The organism is Epilithonimonas zeae (assembly GCF_023278365.1).
Taxonomy (GTDB): domain Bacteria; phylum Bacteroidota; class Bacteroidia; order Flavobacteriales; family Weeksellaceae; genus Epilithonimonas; species Epilithonimonas zeae_A.
Map to the genome: position 1 here is coordinate 1,911,582 of NZ_CP075338.1, position 20,663 is coordinate 1,932,244.

16 protein-coding genes are annotated in these 20,663 nt (G+C 37.3%); 13 read left to right on the plus strand and 3 right to left on the minus strand.

The annotated features are described in order from the left end of the window. Positions 1 to 8 precede the first annotated feature (8 nt). The 3 genes from KI430_RS08500 (at position 9) to KI430_RS08510 (ending at position 2,244) form a co-directional block, all read left to right on the plus strand. A complete protein-coding gene (locus KI430_RS08500; protein WP_248878118.1) occupies positions 9 to 1,205 on the plus strand; it encodes a DUF1501 domain-containing protein in 1,197 nt (398 codons plus the stop codon). A 136-nt stretch (positions 1,206 to 1,341) separates the two neighbouring features. Continuing rightward, on the plus strand, positions 1,342 to 1,764 hold the full coding sequence (locus tag KI430_RS08505; protein ID WP_248878119.1) for an organic hydroperoxide resistance protein: 423 nt from the start codon (positions 1,342 to 1,344) through the stop codon (positions 1,762 to 1,764). Between the two features lie 51 nt (positions 1,765 to 1,815). Beyond that, positions 1,816 to 2,244 (plus strand): MarR family winged helix-turn-helix transcriptional regulator, encoded by a 429-nt coding sequence (locus KI430_RS08510; RefSeq protein WP_248878120.1) that lies wholly within the window; start codon positions 1,816 to 1,818, stop codon positions 2,242 to 2,244. A 163-nt stretch (positions 2,245 to 2,407) separates the two neighbouring features. Here KI430_RS08510 and KI430_RS08515 read toward each other — a convergent pair whose 3' ends face one another. Next, positions 2,408 to 3,430 (minus strand): 3-oxoacyl-ACP synthase III family protein, encoded by a 1,023-nt coding sequence (locus KI430_RS08515; RefSeq protein ID WP_248878122.1) that lies wholly within the window; start codon positions 3,428 to 3,430, stop codon positions 2,408 to 2,410. A 370-nt stretch (positions 3,431 to 3,800) separates the two neighbouring features. Between KI430_RS08515 and KI430_RS08520 the strand changes: the two genes are divergently transcribed. The 5 genes from KI430_RS08520 to KI430_RS08540 all read left to right on the plus strand — a co-directional run bounded on the left by KI430_RS08520 (position 3,801) and on the right by KI430_RS08540 (position 9,590). Beyond that, a complete protein-coding gene (locus KI430_RS08520) occupies positions 3,801 to 4,709 on the plus strand; it encodes a CorA family divalent cation transporter (RefSeq protein ID WP_248878124.1) in 909 nt (302 codons plus the stop codon). Further along, the gene (locus tag KI430_RS08525) at positions 4,710 to 5,633 is read left to right on the plus strand and encodes an endonuclease (protein ID WP_248878126.1); all 924 of its coding nucleotides are present in this window, start codon (positions 4,710 to 4,712) and stop codon (positions 5,631 to 5,633) included. It begins immediately after the preceding gene. A gap of 75 nt (positions 5,634 to 5,708) precedes the next feature. Further along, a complete protein-coding gene (locus KI430_RS08530) occupies positions 5,709 to 5,879 on the plus strand; it encodes a lmo0937 family membrane protein (protein WP_120213526.1) in 171 nt (56 codons plus the stop codon). A gap of 118 nt (positions 5,880 to 5,997) precedes the next feature. Next, a complete protein-coding gene (locus tag KI430_RS08535) occupies positions 5,998 to 8,121 on the plus strand; it encodes a Tex family protein (protein WP_248878128.1) in 2,124 nt (707 codons plus the stop codon). A gap of 17 nt (positions 8,122 to 8,138) precedes the next feature. After that, a complete protein-coding gene (locus tag KI430_RS08540; RefSeq protein ID WP_248878130.1) occupies positions 8,139 to 9,590 on the plus strand; it encodes an FAD-dependent oxidoreductase in 1,452 nt (483 codons plus the stop codon). Positions 9,591 to 9,654: 64 nt separating this feature from the next. On the opposite strand, the gene KI430_RS08545 is transcribed toward KI430_RS08540, so the two are convergent. Beyond that, positions 9,655 to 9,801, minus strand: coding sequence for a hypothetical protein (locus tag KI430_RS08545; protein WP_248878131.1), 147 nt, complete (start codon positions 9,799 to 9,801; stop codon positions 9,655 to 9,657). Positions 9,802 to 9,957: 156 nt separating this feature from the next. Between KI430_RS08545 and KI430_RS08550 the strand changes: the two genes are divergently transcribed. Beyond that, entirely contained in the window at positions 9,958 to 11,442 is a 1,485-nt protein-coding gene (locus tag KI430_RS08550) for a tetratricopeptide repeat protein (RefSeq protein ID WP_248878134.1), read from the plus strand. Positions 11,443 to 11,473: 31 nt separating this feature from the next. Here the strand turns inward: KI430_RS08550 and KI430_RS08555 are convergent, their stop codons facing one another. Further along, on the minus strand, positions 11,474 to 12,790 hold the full coding sequence (locus tag KI430_RS08555) for a T9SS type A sorting domain-containing protein (protein WP_248878136.1): 1,317 nt from the start codon (positions 12,788 to 12,790) through the stop codon (positions 11,474 to 11,476). 431 nt (positions 12,791 to 13,221) lie between these two features. Between KI430_RS08555 and KI430_RS08560 the strand changes: the two genes are divergently transcribed. From KI430_RS08560 to KI430_RS08575, 4 genes are all read left to right on the plus strand, one after another. Then, the gene (locus KI430_RS08560; RefSeq protein WP_248878138.1) at positions 13,222 to 13,785 is read left to right on the plus strand and encodes a hypothetical protein; all 564 of its coding nucleotides are present in this window, start codon (positions 13,222 to 13,224) and stop codon (positions 13,783 to 13,785) included. A gap of 152 nt (positions 13,786 to 13,937) precedes the next feature. After that, positions 13,938 to 14,669 (plus strand): DNA-binding domain-containing protein, encoded by a 732-nt coding sequence (locus KI430_RS08565; protein ID WP_248878140.1) that lies wholly within the window; start codon positions 13,938 to 13,940, stop codon positions 14,667 to 14,669. Between the two features lie 184 nt (positions 14,670 to 14,853). Continuing rightward, on the plus strand, positions 14,854 to 19,854 hold the full coding sequence (locus KI430_RS08570; RefSeq protein ID WP_248878142.1) for a DUF11 domain-containing protein: 5,001 nt from the start codon (positions 14,854 to 14,856) through the stop codon (positions 19,852 to 19,854). 14 nt (positions 19,855 to 19,868) lie between these two features. Further along, complete coding sequence (locus tag KI430_RS08575) at positions 19,869 to 20,402, plus strand: hypothetical protein (protein ID WP_248878144.1); 534 nt, start codon at positions 19,869 to 19,871, stop codon at positions 20,400 to 20,402. The last annotated feature ends 261 nt before the right edge of the window (positions 20,403 to 20,663 follow it).

Here is a 20,663-nt window from a genome sequence, read left to right on the forward strand (position 1 = left end):
AAGCAGTTATGATTATCAATAGAAAAACATTCTTGAAAACTAGCAGTCTGGCTGCCGCTTCTTTTCTTTTTCCAAACTTTCTAAAAGCTTTAACGCTGCCAGAAGCGATTGCAATGAATGGAAAAACGCTTATCATTCTGCAATTATCTGGTGGCAATGATGGTCTTAACACGATTATTCCTGTTAAAAATGACGTTTATTATCAATCCAGAAATCAGATTTCTATCAAGGAAGAAAATTCGCTTTTGTTGACAGATGAAGCGGGAATTAATGCTAATCTTAAATTCTTCAAAGAACTCTATGACAACGGGGAATTAGCGGTGATGAATAACGTTGGTTATCCGGAACCTAACAAATCCCATTTCAGAAGTATGGACATCTGGCAATCTGCGAGTGACAGTAATGAATTCAAAAATTCCGGCTGGCTCGGGCGATATCTGGATGAAGCTTGTCACGACTGTCATAATCCGACTCAGGCGATAGAAGTTGATGATTTGTTAAGTCTAGCAATGAAAGGCGAAACGAAGAATGCGATTGCTTTCAAAGATCCGAAAAAATTATTCGATATCAGTCAGGAAATGCTCTACAAAAAACTGAATGCCGATAATCACGACCACGAGCATGATTTGGCATCTTATCTTTACAACACACTTGGCAATGCTATCAACAATTCCGAATATATTTTTTCTGAAAGCAAAGCCAAACCAACAGACAGGGTCTATCCCGCTACACAAATAGGAAAAGATTTCAAAACGATTGCTTCGCTCATCAAATCCGATATCAACACTCAGGTTTATTATCTTTCTGTAGGAAGTTTTGACACACACGCCAATCAGAATCAAAGACAAGCACAACTGTTTAAAGCTATTAATGATGCAGTTGAAGTTTTCACAAAGGATATGAAGGAGAATGGGAAATTCAATGATATTATGATAATGACTTTCTCTGAATTTGGTAGAAGAGTGGCACAAAATGCGAGTAATGGAACAGACCACGGAACGGCTAATCAAATGTTTTTCATCAGCGGTGGTCTCAAGAAAAAAGGATTATTAAATCCGCTTCCTGATTTGACTAATCTTAAAGACGGTGATTTGATTTATACGGAAGATTTCAGAAAAGTTTATGCGACAGTTCTCAAAAGATGGCTGAATACCAATGATCAAAAAATCCTCGGAAAAGATAATGGTTACTATGATTTTATCTAAAATTTAAATTCAAAAAAAATATATTTATAGTTTACATCAATAATCGATTTTGATGAAAACTTCAATTTATATTGTGTGCAATATAATTTTACACCATACATTTGTCTCATCAAAAAATAATTTAAATCATAAAAAAATGAAAACATTGTACAGTATTGGCGCAACAGCCAAAGGAGGAAGAAACGGACACGTGAAAAGTGATAACGGAGTTTTGGATTTAGAAGTAAGAATGCCAAAAGGTCTTGGCGGCGCTAATGATGATTATGCGAACCCGGAAATGCTTTTTGCTGCAGGATATTCGGCCTGTTTTGACAGCGCATTGAATTTGGTTATCAAACAAAGTAAAATCGAAACTGGCGAAACAACTGTAACGGCTAAAGTTGGAATTGGCCAAATTGAGAACGGTGGATTTGGATTAGAAGCAGAATTGCACGCTAATATCCCAGGTGTTTCTTTGGAACAAGCTCAGGAATTGATCGAGAAAGCGCATCAAATCTGTCCTTATTCTAACGCTACAAGAGGAAACATCGACGTAAAATTGACTGTGAGCAACGATTAAGAAAAGCTTAATTTACTATCTTTGAATTGTGGAAATCAATCAAAACTCAATATGGAAGATTTATTAAAATTAGACAAACAGCTTTGCTTTTCCGTTTATGTTTTACATCGCGAAATCATGCAGTGTTATCGTCCGATTCTGAAAAATTTTGGGTTGACTTATCCACAATACATCACGATGATGACGCTTTGGGAAAAAGATGATTTGACCGTGAATCAAGTTGGGGAAATTTTACAATTGGATAACGGAACTTTGACGCCACTTTTAAAAAGATTGGAATCAAAGGGTTATCTGGAAAGGAAACGCAGCAAGGAAGATGAACGTGTCGTAAAAATTCATTTAACAGAAAAAGGAACAGAACTCAAAGAAAAGGCTACTTGCATTCCAATTGAACTGGCAAAAGCAATGAACCTAAGCATCGATGAAATAATGGAATTGAAAACATTATCCGACAAAGTTGTTCAGAAAATTAATCAATAAAAAAAGAGCTATTCGTTTTTGAATAGCTCTTTTTTATTGTAAAATATAATATTTCTCACTGATTTTGCAGATTTAGCTGATTATAAATATCTAAAATTAATCTGCTCAATCAGCAAATCTGCGAGATATCTTTATTAATTAAATCTAAAATATTATTATCAAATTAATATTCAAATAAAATACTTCCCCAAGTGAAACCACTTCCGAAAGCTGACATACAAACCAAATCACCACGTTTCATTCTACCCTCTTGAATCGCTTCACTCAAAGCAATAGGAATGGAAGCCGCAGTTGTATTACCATATTTCTGGATATTCACGAAAACTTTTTCGTCCGGTAATTTCAACAATTGCTGAACATATTGTGCAATTCTGATATTTGCTTGGTGAGGAATCAACAAATCTAGATCTTCAATCGATTTTCCTGCTTTTTCAAGCGCTTCCAAAATGGTTTCAGGAAATCTTGTAACAGCATGTTTGAAAACGAAATTTCCGTTCATTACTGGATAAATATCTTCTGCTGTCAAAGAATCTGGGTTTTTAAGAAGATTATCGCTCCAGCCTAATTTGGTTCCTGGGAATTTCACTGCTAATTCTTCCGCATACTTTCCTTCAGAATGCATATTTACGGAGAGAATTCCTTTTGCATTTTCATCTTGGCTTGCAGATAAAACTACCGCACCAGCGCCATCTCCGAATATCACTGAAACTCCACGTCCGGCATCAGAAAAATCCAGTCCAAAAGAATGAATCTCTGCACCTACAACCAAAACATTTTTGTACAATCCGGATTTGATGAACGCATCTGCCACGCTCATTGCATAAACAAAACCTGAACATTGGTTTCGAACATCTAAAGCTCCAATAGTATCGCAGCCCAGCATCTCTTGCAACAACACACCAGAACCCGGAAAATAATAATCCGGAGACAAGGTTGCGAATACAATATAATCTATATCTTTTGCGGTAAGGTTAGCATTTTTGAGAGCGATTTCTGAGGCTTTCAAACCATAAAAAGAAGTTGTTTCTTCAGAATCCACTCGGTTTTTGCGATGTCTTCTTTCCTTGATTCCCGTTCTTTCCGTAATCCACTCATCGTTGGTGGTCATTAGTTTAGAAAGGTCATCGTTGGTCACTATATTTTCCGGGACGTAATGTCCCACGCCGGATATTACACTTTTAAACATTGGTGTGTTTTAGAAATTTTGACAAATGTAAATATTTTATTTATTACATAGATTTTTTATTGATTGTTGGAATTCAGTCGTTTGATTCAAAATTTGAAAAAGCTAAAAACACAAACAAAGCCCGTATTTATGTCAAATATTGAATATTGCGAAGCTCCAGCCCGACTTATCTCTATTTTTTATTTTTCTATTTGAATCGATGAACCACTACGTTAGGTTGAGCGGAAATCCTTTTTTGCTTGTACAAAAATTCTATCTAGTTAAAAAGTTTCTGCAAAAAAGATTGGGAGCGGAAAGCGGAAATAACTGCCTAAATAATTTGAAATATCGATAGTCTTGAAATAAGCAATATTTTAATTAGTTTTGTTCTATGCCGATAGAACAGAAATATAAAACTGCCAACTGGGAATGGATAGACGTGACTGCACCTACTGAAGAGGATTTACAGTTTTTGCACGAGCGTTACCACATCAATTATCTTCTGCTGGAGGATACGATAGATCCCAACCACCTTCCGAAATATGAAGAAGTGGACCAAGTGAAGTTTTTTCTGACCCGCGAATCTACGGATTTGGAGAAGCGAACACTGAACAACATCAGTGATATCAGTAGTAAATTAGGGATATTTTTACTTCCAAAACTAATTATTACTACACACAGAACGAAAAGCAAAAGCATCAATGAAGTTTTTGAGGAATTGAAAAAAGACCATCCGGAGAATATTTCGCGCGACCATCTGGCACTTCGATTGGCTTTGAAAATCATAAAAACCTTTGATGACGAGAGTAATACTTTGCTTGAAGTGATGGATAGTATGGAAAATGAAATCTTCCTGAAGACGACTAATCACACAAATCAAATCAGAAGGCTTTATAAACTGAAAAGAAAATCTGGTCTTAATACGAGAATCTTAACCATCTCCGGAGAATGGATTACTAAATTCAAAACTTTGGATTTGCAGGAAGTTGAAGTAATGGATTTACTTGATAAACAAAAAGATGTAATTGCAGATTTTGACCACGTGAATGCGCAAACTGTTAACCTCATCTCTATGTTTTTGGCGTTATCTGACCAAAAAGCGAATCAGGTAATGAAGCTTTTAGCCATCTATTCGGTTTACTTTTTACCGATTACGTTTATTGCCGGAATTTACGGAATGAACTTCGATAATATGCCGGAACTACATCATAAAAAAGGTTACTATTTTACTCTGGGATTAATGGCTTTGATTGTAATTTGTACTTTTATTTATATGCGCCGAAAAAAGTGGCAAGGCTAGATGAGTATAGAATTGCTGACATTTTATAACGTCGAAAATTTTTATCCGCCAGACAAAGATTCTGCAGAATCTTACCATTCCGGACTATACAATTGGGATGATTACAAATACAATCTGAAAATCAGAAAAATATCTAATGTTTTTCATTTTATTGAGGAAGATTTTGGACAATTGCCCTCTATTATTGGTTTGGCTGAGATTGGAGCAAAATCTGTTTTAGAAGATTTAACTCAAAAAAATTTGCCTCTCAATGATTACGAAATCATCTATGAACAATCCGCAGATTCCCGCAATCTAAGTGTGGCTTTGCTTTTTGATAAAGTGAAATACACGTTACTGAAATATCAAACTTTACAGTTCCAATTGGATGAAGAGAAAGAATTTGATACACGTGATATTTTGCAAGCGGAGTTCTTATGTCAAGAAAAAAAACTTCACATTCTTGTCCTCCATTTGCCTTCCAAAAGAAATCAGGATGAAAAAAAAGAACAACGAAATTTTATTATTGGAAAGTTAAAAGAAATACTTCAGAAACTATTTGATAAAGGAGAAGCTATTGTTTTGATGGGCGATTTCAATGAAAATCCGGATAATAAAGTTGTTCAGGAATTGCTTTTTGATAAAGATGGTGAACAAATTCTGAATAATCCTTTTGAAACATTATATAAGCAAAATCAATTTTCGACCTACCACGGAAAGAAAGGTGTTTGTTTTGACCAAATTTTATTTACTGAAAAAATTCTAAAAGAAAAATTCACTTTTAAAAATATCGAAGCTCAAATCTATAATTCTCCAAGACTAAGAAACAAAGATAACAAGAACAGCAATTATCCTTCCAGAACTTATTCAGGTTCAAGATATTTGAGTGGTTACAGCGACCATTTTCCTGTTATTTTAAAATTATTCCGGAATCACGAATCATAAGCTTTTATCATTTCAAAATTGAAAAGGCACAGTATATGCTTATAGCTAATTAAATCACACTAAAAAATTTAAGTTATGAGAAATCTATTATGGTTAGTCGCAGTCATTTGTATTATTGTATGGCTTTTAGGAATGTTAGGCGTTGTTCCGGGAATGGACACAGGAAGTTTAATTCACGTTCTTCTGGTTATCGCTATTGTAGTGGTATTATTTAATATCATCTCAGGAAGAAAGCCTCTGGATTAATTTTACGAATTAAAAATAAAACAGCCTGCTTATTAAGCGGGCTGTTTGTTTTATATCTTATTAGTTTTTGCATTAATTAAATTCCAAAAACACTATTTTCGCTGTTCAAAATCAAGAAATGACGGCCTCAGAATTTATACAAAAGCAATTAAATATCCCAACCAAAAACATAGATAGTACGCTTCAGCTTTTTTCCGAAGATTGCACTATCCCTTTCATTGCGCGTTACAGAAAAGACAAAACCGGTAATCTGGACGAGGTTGCCATTGAAAATATTTTCAAACTGAATAAGCAATTTGAAGAAATCGTTAAAAGAAAGGAAAGCATCCTGAAATCTATTGAAGAACAAAGTGCTTTAACTTCTGAATTAAGACAAAAAATAGAATTTAGTTTTGACTTGCAGGAGTTAGAAGATTTTTATCTGCCTTACAAAAAACGAAAAAAGACAAAAGCTGATACTGCTAGAGAAAAAGGATTGGAACCTTTAGCCAAAATCATTATGAGCCAACGTTCTGATGATATTGATTTTATCGCTTCAAAATATATTAATCAAAATGTTGCCGATGAAGAGCAAGCTCTGCAAGGTGCAAGAGATATCATTGCAGAATGGATTAATGAAAATCTCTATGTTCGTAAAAACCTGAGGCGATTATTCCAGAGAAAAGCCATTATTTCTTCCAAAGTTGTCAAGGCAAAAAAAGATGATGAAGCAGCACAAAAATTCTCACAATATTTTGAATGGCAGGAAGCCTTGAACAGAATTCCATCGCACCGTCTATTGGCAATGCTTCGTGCGGAAAATGAAGGTTTTGTAAAAACTTCTGTCGATATCGAAAAAGATGAAGCGCTTGACCTCATCGAAAATGCAATTATAAAAAGCAACAATTCATCTACAAAACAAATCGAAATAGCGATTGCTGATTCCTACAAGCGATTGTTAGAACCAGCTCTTTCCAATGAAGCGCTTCAGGAAGCTAAAGAAAAGGCAGATATCAAAGCGATTGAAGTTTTTTCTGAGAATCTTCAACAACTGCTACTCGCTTCGCCTTTGGGAGAAAAAAGAATTTTAGCAATCGATCCTGGTTACAGAACTGGTTGCAAGGTCGTTTGCCTGGATGAAAAAGGTGACCTTTTACACAACGAAAATATCTATCCGCACGCACCTCAAAACGAAAGCGGAATGGCGATGAAAAAAATCCGCTCGATGGTTAATGCTTATAATATTGAAGCCATCTCCATCGGCAACGGAACTGCCAGCCGTGAAACCGAATTCTTCATTAAGAAAATTGCATTTGATAAACCAATTCAGGTTTTTGTAGTTTCGGAAGCTGGCGCTTCAGTCTATTCTGCCAGTAAAATTGCAAGAGATGAATTTCCGAATTATGATGTAACCGTTCGTGGTGCTGTTTCTATCGGAAGACGATTAGCAGATCCTTTAGCCGAATTAGTAAAAATCGACCCTAAATCTATTGGTGTTGGGCAATACCAACACGATGTAGATCAGACCAAACTAAAGGAAGAATTGGACAATACTGTAATACGCTCCGTAAATTCAGTAGGAATTAACTTGAATACAGCAAGTAAATCATTATTAAGTTATGTTTCCGGAATTGGAGAAAAAATGGCTGAAAACATTGTGAGTTTTCGAACAGAAAATGGCGCTTTCACCGAAAGAAAAGAACTTAAAAAAGTACCACGATTAGGCGAAAAAGCTTATCAACAGGCAGCCGCTTTTGTGAGAATCAAGAATGCTAAAAATCCTTTGGATAATTCGGCAGTACATCCCGAGGCTTATAAAATCGTCGAAAAAATGGCGAAAGACTTAGGTTTGAAAACTGAAGATTTAATTTCGAACAAAGACAAAATAGCCTCTATCAATCCTGAAAAATATGTGACCAATGATATTGGAATTCTCGGAATCAGAGACATTTTGAAAGAATTAGAAAAACCGGGATTGGACCCAAGAAAAGCCGCCAAGGTTTTTGAATTTGATCCTAATGTAAAATCAATCAAAGATGTAAGACCTGGAATGATACTTCCCGGGATTGTCAATAATATTACAGCTTTCGGATGTTTCGTAGATCTCGGAATCAAGGAAAGTGGATTGGTACATATTTCTCAACTTAAAGATGGCTTTGTATCAGACGTGAATGAGGTAGTGAAGCTTCATCAGCACGTTCAGGTTAAAATCACTGAAGTGGATGAGGTAAGGAAGAGAATCCAGCTGACAATGATTTTATAAAAAGAATACTCTCAAAAATGTCAAGCAAAACACCTTGTTTTACCATCTGTAAAGACTGCGGAGGTCTCGGAAAGAAGAAAAAAAGAATCAAGAAAAGTCTGAAGCTCCGATACCAATCTGAAGTAGAAAATTTTGAAAAAAACAAAGGCCGCGGCAATGCTCCTTTACTTCCAGAAGCGCATTTGTACATTTGCCCAACTTGCTCAGGTTCAGGATTAATTTCTGCTGATGAGTTTCCAAATCCAGACACAGAAAATTTCCCACACATTACCATAATTGGTGGCGGAATTGGTGGTGTGGCGTTGGCGGTTGCTTGTCTGCATCGCGGTATTCCTTTTACAATTTATGAGCGAGACAAGTGTTTTAATGAGCGTTCGCAAGGTTACGGACTTACATTGCAACAAGCCAGCAAAGTGATAGATGGATTCGGAATTTCTAATCTGGAACAAGGCGTTGTTTCTACAAGACATCTGGTGCATAAACCCGACGGAACTGTGGTTGCCGAATGGGGAATGCGAAAGTGGATGGCAAACTCTACGAAAGCCAGTCCAAAAAAAACGAATATCCACATTGCCAGACAAGCTTTGCGCTCTACATTGATTCAACAATTAGGCGATAATGACAAGATACAATGGGGACATCAATTGATTGATTTTAATGAAGACAAGGACGGACAATTAGACCTTATCTTTCAAGTCAATGGCGAATCAAAAACCGCAAAAGCCGATTTGATAGTGGGTGCAGATGGCATCCGCAGTGCAGTTCGTAACATCTTAATTGGTGAAGCGAAGTCACCTTTGCGATATTTAGGCTGCATTGTGATTTTAGGGATTTGTCCTTTGAGCGCATTAGAAAACAATAATCATCCTTTGCTTGATTCGGCAACTGTTTTTCAAACTGCCAATGGGAATGAACGGATTTATATGATGCCTTTCAATTCTGAGTCTGTGATGTGGCAACTAAGTTTCCCAATGTCTGAGGAAGAAGCTAAAGAATTAAGTTCAAAAGGTTCTGAAGCTTTAAAAGAAGAAGCTATCAAACGTACGCAATGGCACGCTCCTATTCCTCAAATTATGGAGGCCACTCTAGCCAGTCAAGTTTCCGGATACCCGGTTTATGACCGAGAGTTACTCAATCCTGATTTATTACTAAATGCAGGAAAAGCTACATTAATCGGTGACGCTGCTCATCCAATGAGTCCGTTCAAAGGGCAAGGCGCCAATCAGGCTTTGCTGGATGCTTTATCTTTGGCTCGAATCATTTCGAAACAATGCCAACCAAAATCTGATTGGAAATCAAGAGGAATCCGAGAAAGTGTGCTAAAGCAGTTCGAAGCAGAGATGATTGAAAGAAGTTCAGTCAAAGTTGAAGATTCTGCAGCAGCTGCACAATTTCTACACTCAGACCTTGCGCTTTATGAAGGGAACGAACCGCGAGGTAAGGTTTTGAAAAGGAAGAATTTATTGTAATAAAAAAGCGATTCTACCACTGTAAAACCGCTTTATATAATTTAATTCTAAATCTTAAGAACTATCAATAATCTTTACTACTTCTTTTCGGCTCTCTCACTTCCGGCCATTTGGTTACAGCACCTTTATCATCATTCGGCATCATGCGCTTTTCACGGCTGGTGAATTCCGGATCTTCTGAAGCCATATAAGCTAAAAAGGAAGAAAGCAAAACTCAATGTGATTTTGTAGCTCTTTTTTTTGAAATAATCATTATAAGCTATAAAAGATTTATTAATACTTTAAAAGATTGTAGATATTTATCGTAATATTAATTTAATATTTAAATATATTTTATTTTTGTATCGAACACTTAATAACAAATGATTTGAAAAACAAAATATCTTTAAATAAGATTACACCGATTCGGCATAATATCATATTATTTTGCACCTTATTCTTCTATCCACTTTTGTCGGCTCAGAAGCATTATACGCCAAAACAAATAGATTCTCTGATTACATCTAATGAGAAACCGAATGACTGGAGCTTGGAAAGAAATATATATTTTCTTACTGATCTTTATAAACAATCTGAAAAGATTCATTATGAAAAAGGTATGTACCGATGCTTAATACAAATAAGCAATTGGTATATGATGAAGGCACAATATAAAAAAGCTCTCCCTTATTTAAAAAAAATAAAAAATCTAACATTAAACAATACTGACAATCTCAAATATAAAATTATGGCGCTTCAAAGCAAGTCTTTTGCTTTTACTAACTTAGGTCTGTATGATGATGCGCATGTTGCGATTGATGAATCAATCAGGCAGGCAAATATGATAAGTGATTCTGAAACGAAATTTAAGCTTTTGGGCAGGGGTCTTGATATCAAATCTGCACTTTATATTGAATTAAAAATGCCGCAGGATTCTGTGCTACTTTATCTGAAAAAATCAGCAGCTCAATATAAGCAAATAAAAAATACGTCGGAAAGAACAAACTTATTGAATGCTGCTTATATTAATATTAGCACTAGTTTCTTTAATGCAAAAAAATTGGATTCAGCGATTTATTATTCGCGTAAAGTAATTAACTCCAAGCAAATAAGTGAAGAATCAAAATCTCCTGTGTTTCAGACTTTAGCACAAATACATCGTGAAAAGAATAATTGGGACAGTGCATTTTATTATTATAAACAAGCCGAAGCAACATCGGTTAAACTGGGTAATCCTTTGGATTTAAAATCGATTTATCAAACACTTACCGAGATGTATGATAGATCTGGAGATAAGAAAAATGCTTTAATATATGCTAAAAAGTACGCCCACTTATCCGACAGTCTTAATGCTATTAATAAACAAAGTGTAGCAGTGGCTAATAAAAATATTAAAGAAAATCTTCAGGAAGAGAATTTATTCCAACAAAAACGCTTGTATTGGATTATAGGAGGTATTCTTGTAATTCTGTTTTTTTTAGCATTACTGTCATTATATATTTTTAGATACTATACTAAAGAGAAAAAAAGTATTATTGAAGAAAAAACAAAAGAACTAAAGGAACTTCATTCTAAAGTAAATGATTCCTTTGATGAGATAGTCTCTCTCGCAAAAAATAACGACAGCACTTTTTTAGGTCGTTTCAAAGAAGTATATCCGGATTTCTGTAATAAAATTCAGAAGATATGCCCGGACATTATCAATTCTGAACTAACTTTTTGTGCCTATCTCAAGCTGAATTTTTCAACAAAAGAAATTGCGACTTATACATTCACTGCAATTAAATCCGTTCAAAACAGGAAGAACCGCCTAAGAAAGAGACTGAATATCCCTTCTGATGAAGATATCTATATCTGGATAGATAAACTATAAAAAACAGGCTCCATTGGAATGGAGCCCATTTTTATTCTTTAATAATTTTTAAGGTGTGTTTTTGCCCGTCAAATATACCTTTAAGAAAATAAGCGCCTTTTGGAAGCTTGTTGACATTAAGCTGTCTGCCTTTCATGCCTTTGACATCCAGAACTTTCTGACCAGAGGTATCATAAATTTCTACATTAGTAATAATAGATGCTCCGCCAATATTCAGGACATCTTTTACTGGATTTGGATATATAGAAACAATTTTCTTATCGATATTATTAACAGCCATCACAGGATCTGGCAGCTCCAGACGAAAACCTATTGGAGATCCGTTTTTCTTCCCCCATCCTGTAATATATTTTCCATTGGGAGAAATTCCTGTTGGCAGATTAAAAGTCACATCTTGGGTATCAATTCCAAGGCTTTTTGCATAGGCAGTCAGCTCTACCCTTCCAGTCGTCGGAGTCCAGATGAAGCCCTCTCCTTTATCTGGTGCCGTACCGGTACCATCAAAAAGATTACGGAAATATCCCACTACCATGCTTCCATCGGCATTTACAGAAGTTGCTGCTCCAGAAAAACCTGTGTCTAGGCTCACGTCAGGATGATTGATTTTTATTACTCCAGTATCTTCGCTCCAGATGGTAGCATACCCCAGCAAACTGCTTCCTACTGCCCAAACTCCGTTATCTGAAACGTCTGAAACCTCATTCAAAGGTAAGCTACCGTATTCTGTTTCTTCCGTAACAAGAGTCTGGGTATTGTTTTTCCAAATAGCAAAGGTTCTTCCCATATCAGTATCCTGCCATCCGCCAACTACAGTTCCATCAGCGTTCACTGCGTTGGCTCTTGCACTATTACCTGCTACAGTACTGCCCATATCTATAATACCAGTTTCGGCACTCCACTTTACCGGATGCGCTGTACCTCCAGAAATCCACCCCAACCCTACTACTGTCTTTCCGTCGGATGATATGCCATAAGCCGTGGTACTTGATCCTCCTGAATTCGCACCCAAATCTCCCAGATAAGTATGTGTCTGTGTTGCCACATCATACAGGGTCATTTCGTTAATATTGGTGCCAGGGTTGGTTATAGACATAGCAATCTTACTTCCGTCCGAGGAAATACTTCCTGTACCGGACGCAGGAATCCCGTTGGTAACATCTCCAATGTTTTTCAATCCCAATGATGGTGTCCACATAAAGAAGCTATTTGCATAGATGCCGGTCACTGTTCCCGTATTGGATACATTGTCGGGATGTACTTCAACTCCCAGATTGCTTACCTGGGCATCAACCTGGTAAAAAAAAGCACCTATAGTAATAAACAGGGCAGAGATAATTTTTTTTGTCATAATGATTAGATATTTAGCTTGAGTAATATAATTTACCATTTTCCTATTGCAATCATAATATAAAACAATCAATACACATATACCCTTTACATACCTACATAGCTCAAATCACTATCTACAAAGAGTTTTTGGACTTCATCAAACATAACATTTCCTTTTAGGATTATAGAATATATAATCGGTCATCGCTTTTATATATCACAAAAATTCACATCAGGTACATAAAAGGTAGAGTGTTTTTTTGGCTATATAGCATTTATTATTCTCTTTGCAGCGCAAACACAGACACAAGTGATGTTACTGAACTTCTCAGTAGAGTACACATCGGGCTATTATGCTTTTCTTAATCTAAAATATTATAGCCCGGCTACCTACTTTCCTTCTCTTTTGTTGATGTTTTTGTTATACAAATGACATATCCAAAAACAATAATGAGCAGCTCCTGTTTTCCAAAATCTCTTTGGAAGAGTCTCCTATTGTCATTCTTTCTATATTCTGCGCAAACATACGCCCAGACAGTTGTTACAGGGATGGAATACATTACCATCAGTGAGGATGCTGTCATATCTATACAAAATGAAAAACAATCGGATGATGATCATACAGTAGATGAGAAATGCAGTATTGAAAATGAGACCATAGCATCTGAAAAGTCTTATATCAAGGAAAAAATAGTTAAAACCCTGATAAAGCGCGCTGGATCATCCGGATCATCGGAAGATAAAGGTCAAAAAGCAGATAATGACTATGATCGTCAGAAAATAAAGATCAACAGCAGTCCTTATGATAATGACACTTCATTTTCAGTTTCATCAGGCAGATCATTTTTAGCCTGCAACGTAGATTTTCAATGGCGAGCCTCCGGCGTAGCAGAAAAAGTTTATTTCACGCTATTTTTTGTATGGGATATATTCCCAATTTTCGGAAACCATCTTATTTCTTTTCTGGATAACACAAGCACTTATCATTCAGGAAGAGCACCTCCATATTGTTAGATTTTCTACAGTTATAACACCATTTTTACAAAACTCAAATTATATCCAGACCATTCTGAAGCGTACTCTGTCAAAATAAACGTAATCATTATTGGAGTGCGCAGAGGGCTGGTGGAATGATCAACATATAACACTTAAACACCTGATGAATTATGGCAATATTACACAAAATCAAAGCCTATCTCTATGAGAACCTCCTTACAAAGGACAATCCTAATGATTATATTGCACGCACTGTAAGCGAGCGTTCACTGAATGTTAAACAGATCTGTGAAGCCGCAGTCAACAGGGGCGGAGCAGACGTATCTGCTGCTGCTATGGAGCACGCCACCAGCCTGTTTCTGAAAGAAATGGCTTACCAGCTGTGCGATGGCTATTCTGTCAATACAGGCTATTTTACTGCCGGAACTCAGATCCGCGGGGTTTTTGACAGCCCTTCGGAAACCTTTAGCAGTGACAAGCACAATATCCTTTTTCAGTTTAACCAGGGAGAAAAGCTAAGAGCCGAGATCCCCAATATAGAAGTGAGTATACTGGGGATTGCAGACAGTGCCTGTTCTATCTTACAGGTGACCGATGTCAAGAGTGGTGCTGTAAATGACCTTATCACGCCGGGCCGTAACCTCAAGATCTCCGGTAATAAGATAAAGGTAGTGGGAGATGATCCAAACAACGGGGTCTTTTTTGTGAATACCACTACACATGAGAGAGTCGTGGTAGAAAGCAATGACATAGTGACCAACAATCCCTCGGAGCTCATTATCGTAATACCCGATCTGGCATCCGGCACCTATACCCTGGAGGTACTGACACAGTTCTCCGGAACACAAATGCTGAAAGAGCCTCGCATGGCCAGCTTTGACAAGGTACTGACTGTACAGTAAGACCATAGCTGGAACAGGCTATCTGTTCCGGGCGGAACAGACCGTATGTCTCGGGCGGAACACGACAACTGTTCCGAACGGAACAGACGGTATGTTCTGAAAGATAAAAATAAGGTTTCCTAAGTAGACTATGCTTAGGAAATCCAGAGATTAAAACACAAAATTTAGTTTAACTAAAATACTTATGATAAAAAAAATTGACTTTTTAAAAACAAGTAAGCTTATTGCATTTGCATTGCTATTTCTTTGTGCCGTTGTTTTTGCTCAGGCGCCCGGCATACAATGGCAGAAGCTATATGGTGGATCATCTTATGAGTGGTTTTATAAGACCATACCAACTTCCGATGGCGGTTATATTGCCGTTGGACAAGCCGCTTCTACCGATGGAGATGTTACAGGAACTGGCTATACTAAACAAGATGCTTGGATCGTAAAAACTGATGCCTGTGGTAACAAACAATGGGATAAAATATTAGGCGGAGATGGAAGTGATGAGAATTTTTATGATATCAAGCAAACCAATGACGGAGGCTATATTGTAGTTGGGTCATCTGATTCTTCAAATAATGGAACAGTCTCCGTGACTGGTAAAGGACTTACCGATGTATGGGTAGTCAAGCTTAATAGCTCGGGAGCAACACAATGGCAAAAGCTATATGGTGGTTCAAGGCCAGATCAAGGCTACTCCGTATCACAAACATTAGATGGAGGATATATTGTAGGAGGAACAACTCAATCGGTAGATGGAGACCTTTCTGGCAATACAAGTGTTCTTGTAAAACCTGTAGTTATGAAATTGGATACGAACGGAAATTTAAATTGGGTAAAAACCTATATCTGGCAAAGCGATTGGGAGATTTTATCTGAAATTATACAAACTGCGGACGGTGGATACATTTTTGTTGGAAATTCCTTTAATAGTGGTAATTCTGATGCCATTGCTTATAAATTAAATTCAACCGGAGTTGTAACCCGGAAACAGCTATATGGCGGCAATGGTTATGATCGCTTTACTAATGTGAGAAGTACTTCAGATGGAGGATATATAGTAGCAGGCTATTCGGACACCTCAAATAATGGGAGTGTATCAGCCACTAATCATGGTGGATCAGACGTATGGCTTGTAAAGCTCACTTCAGCAGGTTCAAAGTCCTGGGATACACTATTAGGGGGTTCTGGAGAAGAAAAAATCACTAATTCTAATCTAACGATAGATACAGATGGAGGTTATGTCATCTGTTCATCATCTACTTCTTCGAATAGTGGTAATGTAACAGATACTAATCATGGAGCGCAGGATGCTTGGGTATTTAAAACCAACTCGTCCGGTGTCATTCAATGGCAAAAACTTATTGGGGGGACTGCAGATGATCAATTATTTTCTATATATAATACGGCTAATAATAACTATATTTTAGCAGGTTACTCTGAGTCATCAGCAAGTGGCGATATAAAAGACACCAACAAAGGATCCTTAGACGCATGGCTATTAAAGTTGGGAGATGTTACGCCAACGCCTGTTATAACAACAACGTCAGCAACTTGTTTTTCAGCAGGTACAGCAACCATTAGCAATTATAATGCTTCTTATAGCTATACCTTCCTGCCTGTAGGACCAACTATCGGAACAAATGGTTTAATATCAGGAATGGCAGTGGGCACAAACTACACTGTTACTGCAAGCGGAGGAAACTGTACTTCGGCAACCAGCGTTTCATTCAGTATTGCAGCGCAACTTAGCGGTGCATCCTGTAGTCCCTGTACATCCCAGCGTATTATCAATTCTTCATTAGTATATTCAGGTGAATATACCGGATGGACCTTAGCTAACACTGATGTGACCAGACCTTCAGGCAGCAATCAGGGGGTGAATTTCCAAAGAGATGGGCAGATTAATGATCTTACTCAAAATTTAACGAAGGTAAATCCTCAAGGCAACACTTCTCCTGTATTTAACATCAAGATAGGACCTTATGATGCAGTGCCACAGGCAAGCAGTAATAAAGCATCTCTTGAATTTTACTACGATAATGTGTTATATATGCGAATATCAACCACCAATGGAGTAACGACAGGAGGTGCCAATGTAAATTATTTCAATGGTGCAAGTGGGAATTATGCAACTAAAGTACCGATGAATACTTCTGGTGTGGGTGCTACTGTTTCCGCAACAGTTCAGCTTACTTTACCTGCTACAGTATCTAATTTTGGTCAGCTAAAGATACATTATGATGGTTCAGGTACAACCCCAGTAGATGACTTTTACATAGGAGAAGTTAGTCTGATAACAACAGTAGCTACTCCTGCCATCCCTACAGTAACAACTACTGTGGCCACCTGCTCGTCAGACGGAACGGCAACTATAAGCAATTATAACCCTTCTTATACTTATACATTTACACCAACAGGTCCAACTGTGGGTCCAACTGGTTTAATATCTGGAATGATCACAGGAACAAACTATATAGTAAAAGCAAGTATTGAAGGCTGTCAATCTTCTGCAAGTTCTTCGTTCAGTATTGCGGCATCGCTTAATTGCACATTTGTATGTAACACGAAATTCTATTTGTCACAATATCCTTTAGCAGGAACAACAACTCTGTATGAATTAGACAATACCACTAATCCTTTTACAATAACTTCTATAGGTGCTTCTCCAGCGGGTATGAAAGTAAATGGTATTGGCTACAATACAGTAGATAATTTGATCTATGGGATAAGAACCGACACTGGTTTTACGAACTATATGGTAAGGATAGACGCCAATGGAGTATTTACCAGCTTGGGTGCTGTGACTAATTTACCAACAGGTGGCTATAACTCTGGTGCATTTGATAACGGTGGAAATTACTATTTACTTAATTCCGGGTCAACGAGGTTTTATAGAATAGATGTAACAACCAATACTGCTACATTGATTACACTTTCAAGGTCATTAAATGTGAACGATATTGTTTATGATAAAATAACAGGAATGTTTTTTGGCTACGAAGGAATATCAGGAGCTAATATATTAGTTTCTATTGACCCTGCCACCGGAACTGTTACCAATATCGGAGCAAGCGGATTACCGGATGGTACTCTCGTAGGAGCCTTGTATGTCGATGCCTCTGGAGATATTTTCGGAAATGCAGATAATGGTTCAGGCTTTTATCAATTCAATAAAACTACAGGTAGAGCCGTGAAAATTTCCAACTCGATTGGTGCCAATGGAAACGATGGGACAAATTGCCCTGATGCGGTAATTACTTTCCCGGCAGATTTGAGCGTTACCAAAACAGATGGTAAGACCTCTTATATTCCTGGTACAACCAACACCTATACTATTGTAGTAAGCAATACCAATGGGCCATACGGTGTGCTTGGAGCTACGGTGTCGGATTCTTTGCCAGCCGGCATCCCTGCTGCTAATATGTTATATTCCGTGCCTGTACTCACAGGTGGTGCGACCACAAGTATTACTGGTTCCCAAACGGGTGCTCTTAATGATGTGGTAGGTCTTCCTGTAGGCGCTACAATCACCTACACCATTACTATCAATGTCCCTGTGGCATATACCGGTAATCTTACCAATACTGTTACGGTAATTCCACCGGTAAACTCTTCAGATCCTACTCCGGGGAATAATACAGCAACAGATACGGATACTGAAATGTGGCCTACTTGTACTTTTGATAATACAAATGGCGGAAATACGACGCCTGTTCCAGTAGCAAAATCTAATATAAGTGCAAATGCCGCCCCTACTATTACATATTTACAAAATGCCTCTGCTTCCGCATCCAGAACCAATGAATTTGATTTTGGCGGAGTAAATCTTACCAATTCTACAGGGAATACAATACCAAATGTATTGATCGATATAAGTAAGTTAGGTTTCTGGACGCAGAATGTATCTGGAACTACTTTTAAAATATATGCATATAACCAAGCCAACCAAGCTTGGGAAGGGACTTTGGGTAATGGGCAGACCGCTTATTTCAAGATATTAGGTGTTTCAGTAAACGGTGCTCAAATAACAAATCCGAACATCAGGTTGCTTCCCGTCCAAAATTCTGCATCGGTAACAGGATATCATTTTGCTTCTACAAGTGATACCGTTTCTGACGTTGCGACGTCTTTTACAGATGGAGGCACAGGAACTAGTTACTCTATTACTGGTTCTACGGTTTCTCTTCCTCAAAATCTGCCTGTAATAGATTTGGGAGCTTTAGCCAATGGATCTACGCTTACAAATGTTAAAATCAGAATGGGATTGGTAATGCCGAATAATGCAGATGCCTGGGTAAACAATCCGGATACGGGAACAGGTGATATTGATTATTATGTATATGGGTTTGCGGATGTTTGGGGTACAGGTTACGATTTTGGAGATGCCCCATCAAGTTACGGGATAGCACAGCATGCTCCTTCATTATGTAGTCCGGCAATTTACATAGGACCAAACAGACAGGATTATGAAAGTTCTGTTACAGTAAATACAACAGCTGATGCTGATGACCTGAATATGCCAAATTATGATGATGAGAACGATAGCCTACCTGATTTTTCAGCAGGTCAAACTTCATATTCTATTACTTTACCATATGTAAACAACGCTGCTTCCGGTACTGTAAGTGCTTGGATAGATTGGAATAACAACGGCGTTTTTGATGCTTCGGAACGGGCCAATACAAACATATCTACAGGAAGCGGAAATATAGTTCTTACTTGGAAAACCTCTGGAGCTGCAAGCGGAGAAGGGGTAATACCATCCGGAATCACGACAGGGTATAAAATGGTGCGCACCCGTATTGGGACTATAAGTTCAGAAATATTGAGTGTGTCCGGCATAGCGAAAGATGGTGAGGTAGAAGACAGGCTTCTATTTGTTTCTGCATATTGCACCAAACCAGGAGATTTCACAACAGGAGGTACACCTACAAAAATAGGTATCACAGTTCAGGAAAAACTTTCGGGTTGGCCAGAGTCTATTCCTAATGGTCATATAGCTTTGGAATCAAAAGAAAAAGGATTTGTGATTACGAGAGTTTCGCACGTGAGTACAACACCGGATCTCACAAATGATTCTATCAAAGATCCTAAAGAGGGAATGCTGATCTATGACATTCAGGACAAATGTGTAAAATTATTCAATGGGATTACATGGAATTGTATTCGTAGAACTTGTAATGACACTAATTAAAAACGACATCAACAATGAATTATAAAATAATAATCAATAGTCTAATACTTGTTTTGCTGGCAGATTTTGCCAGCGGACAAGTCTCTATGGGAGGTAAACAAAGTGTAGAAGGAACAGCCACAATTCTGGATTTTAATAGCCAAACTGGTAATATAAAAGGAATAATCCTTCCGGCAGTGGATGATATTTCCAAAGCATTGTCTTCTGACCCTGTGAGTAATAATGGTACATTTTTATTCAATAAAAGCAATCAAAAAGTTCAGGTCTACGAGAACAACGTATGGAAAGATCTTTCGGATGCCGGAAGCAGTAGTAATCTTGTTATTAACACTTCTGATGAGAAAACTGGAGGTGTGGTTATAGGTGCTTCAAGCAGTCCTGCAAAAGGGGTTCTTATCCTGGAATCGTCGGATAAGGCAATGATCTTACCAAGAATATCAGAACCGCATAAAAATGTTAAAAGCCCTTATCCGGGAATGATGTGTTTTGATACGGTAAGCAGAACACTTGCAGTATTTGATGGTGCAAAATGGAATTATTGGAATTAACAATCTCTGATTTATAAAAGAATCCTAACGAAGTGTTTTGCTTGCGGGATCTTTTCCTGCAAGTTTTTTGGCCGGGCAGTTTTTTAAAAACTAGATTTTATCATTGTCTATTTTTTTCTGTCTGGCTTTTTTTTATCATTTGATAATATGTTTTAACATCTTATATCTTATCCAAGTCTGATTGACCATTAAAAAGCTTATATAATTAATCAGTAATAATACATACTAAATTTATTTTTCTTGTCGGAATTGACCATAACA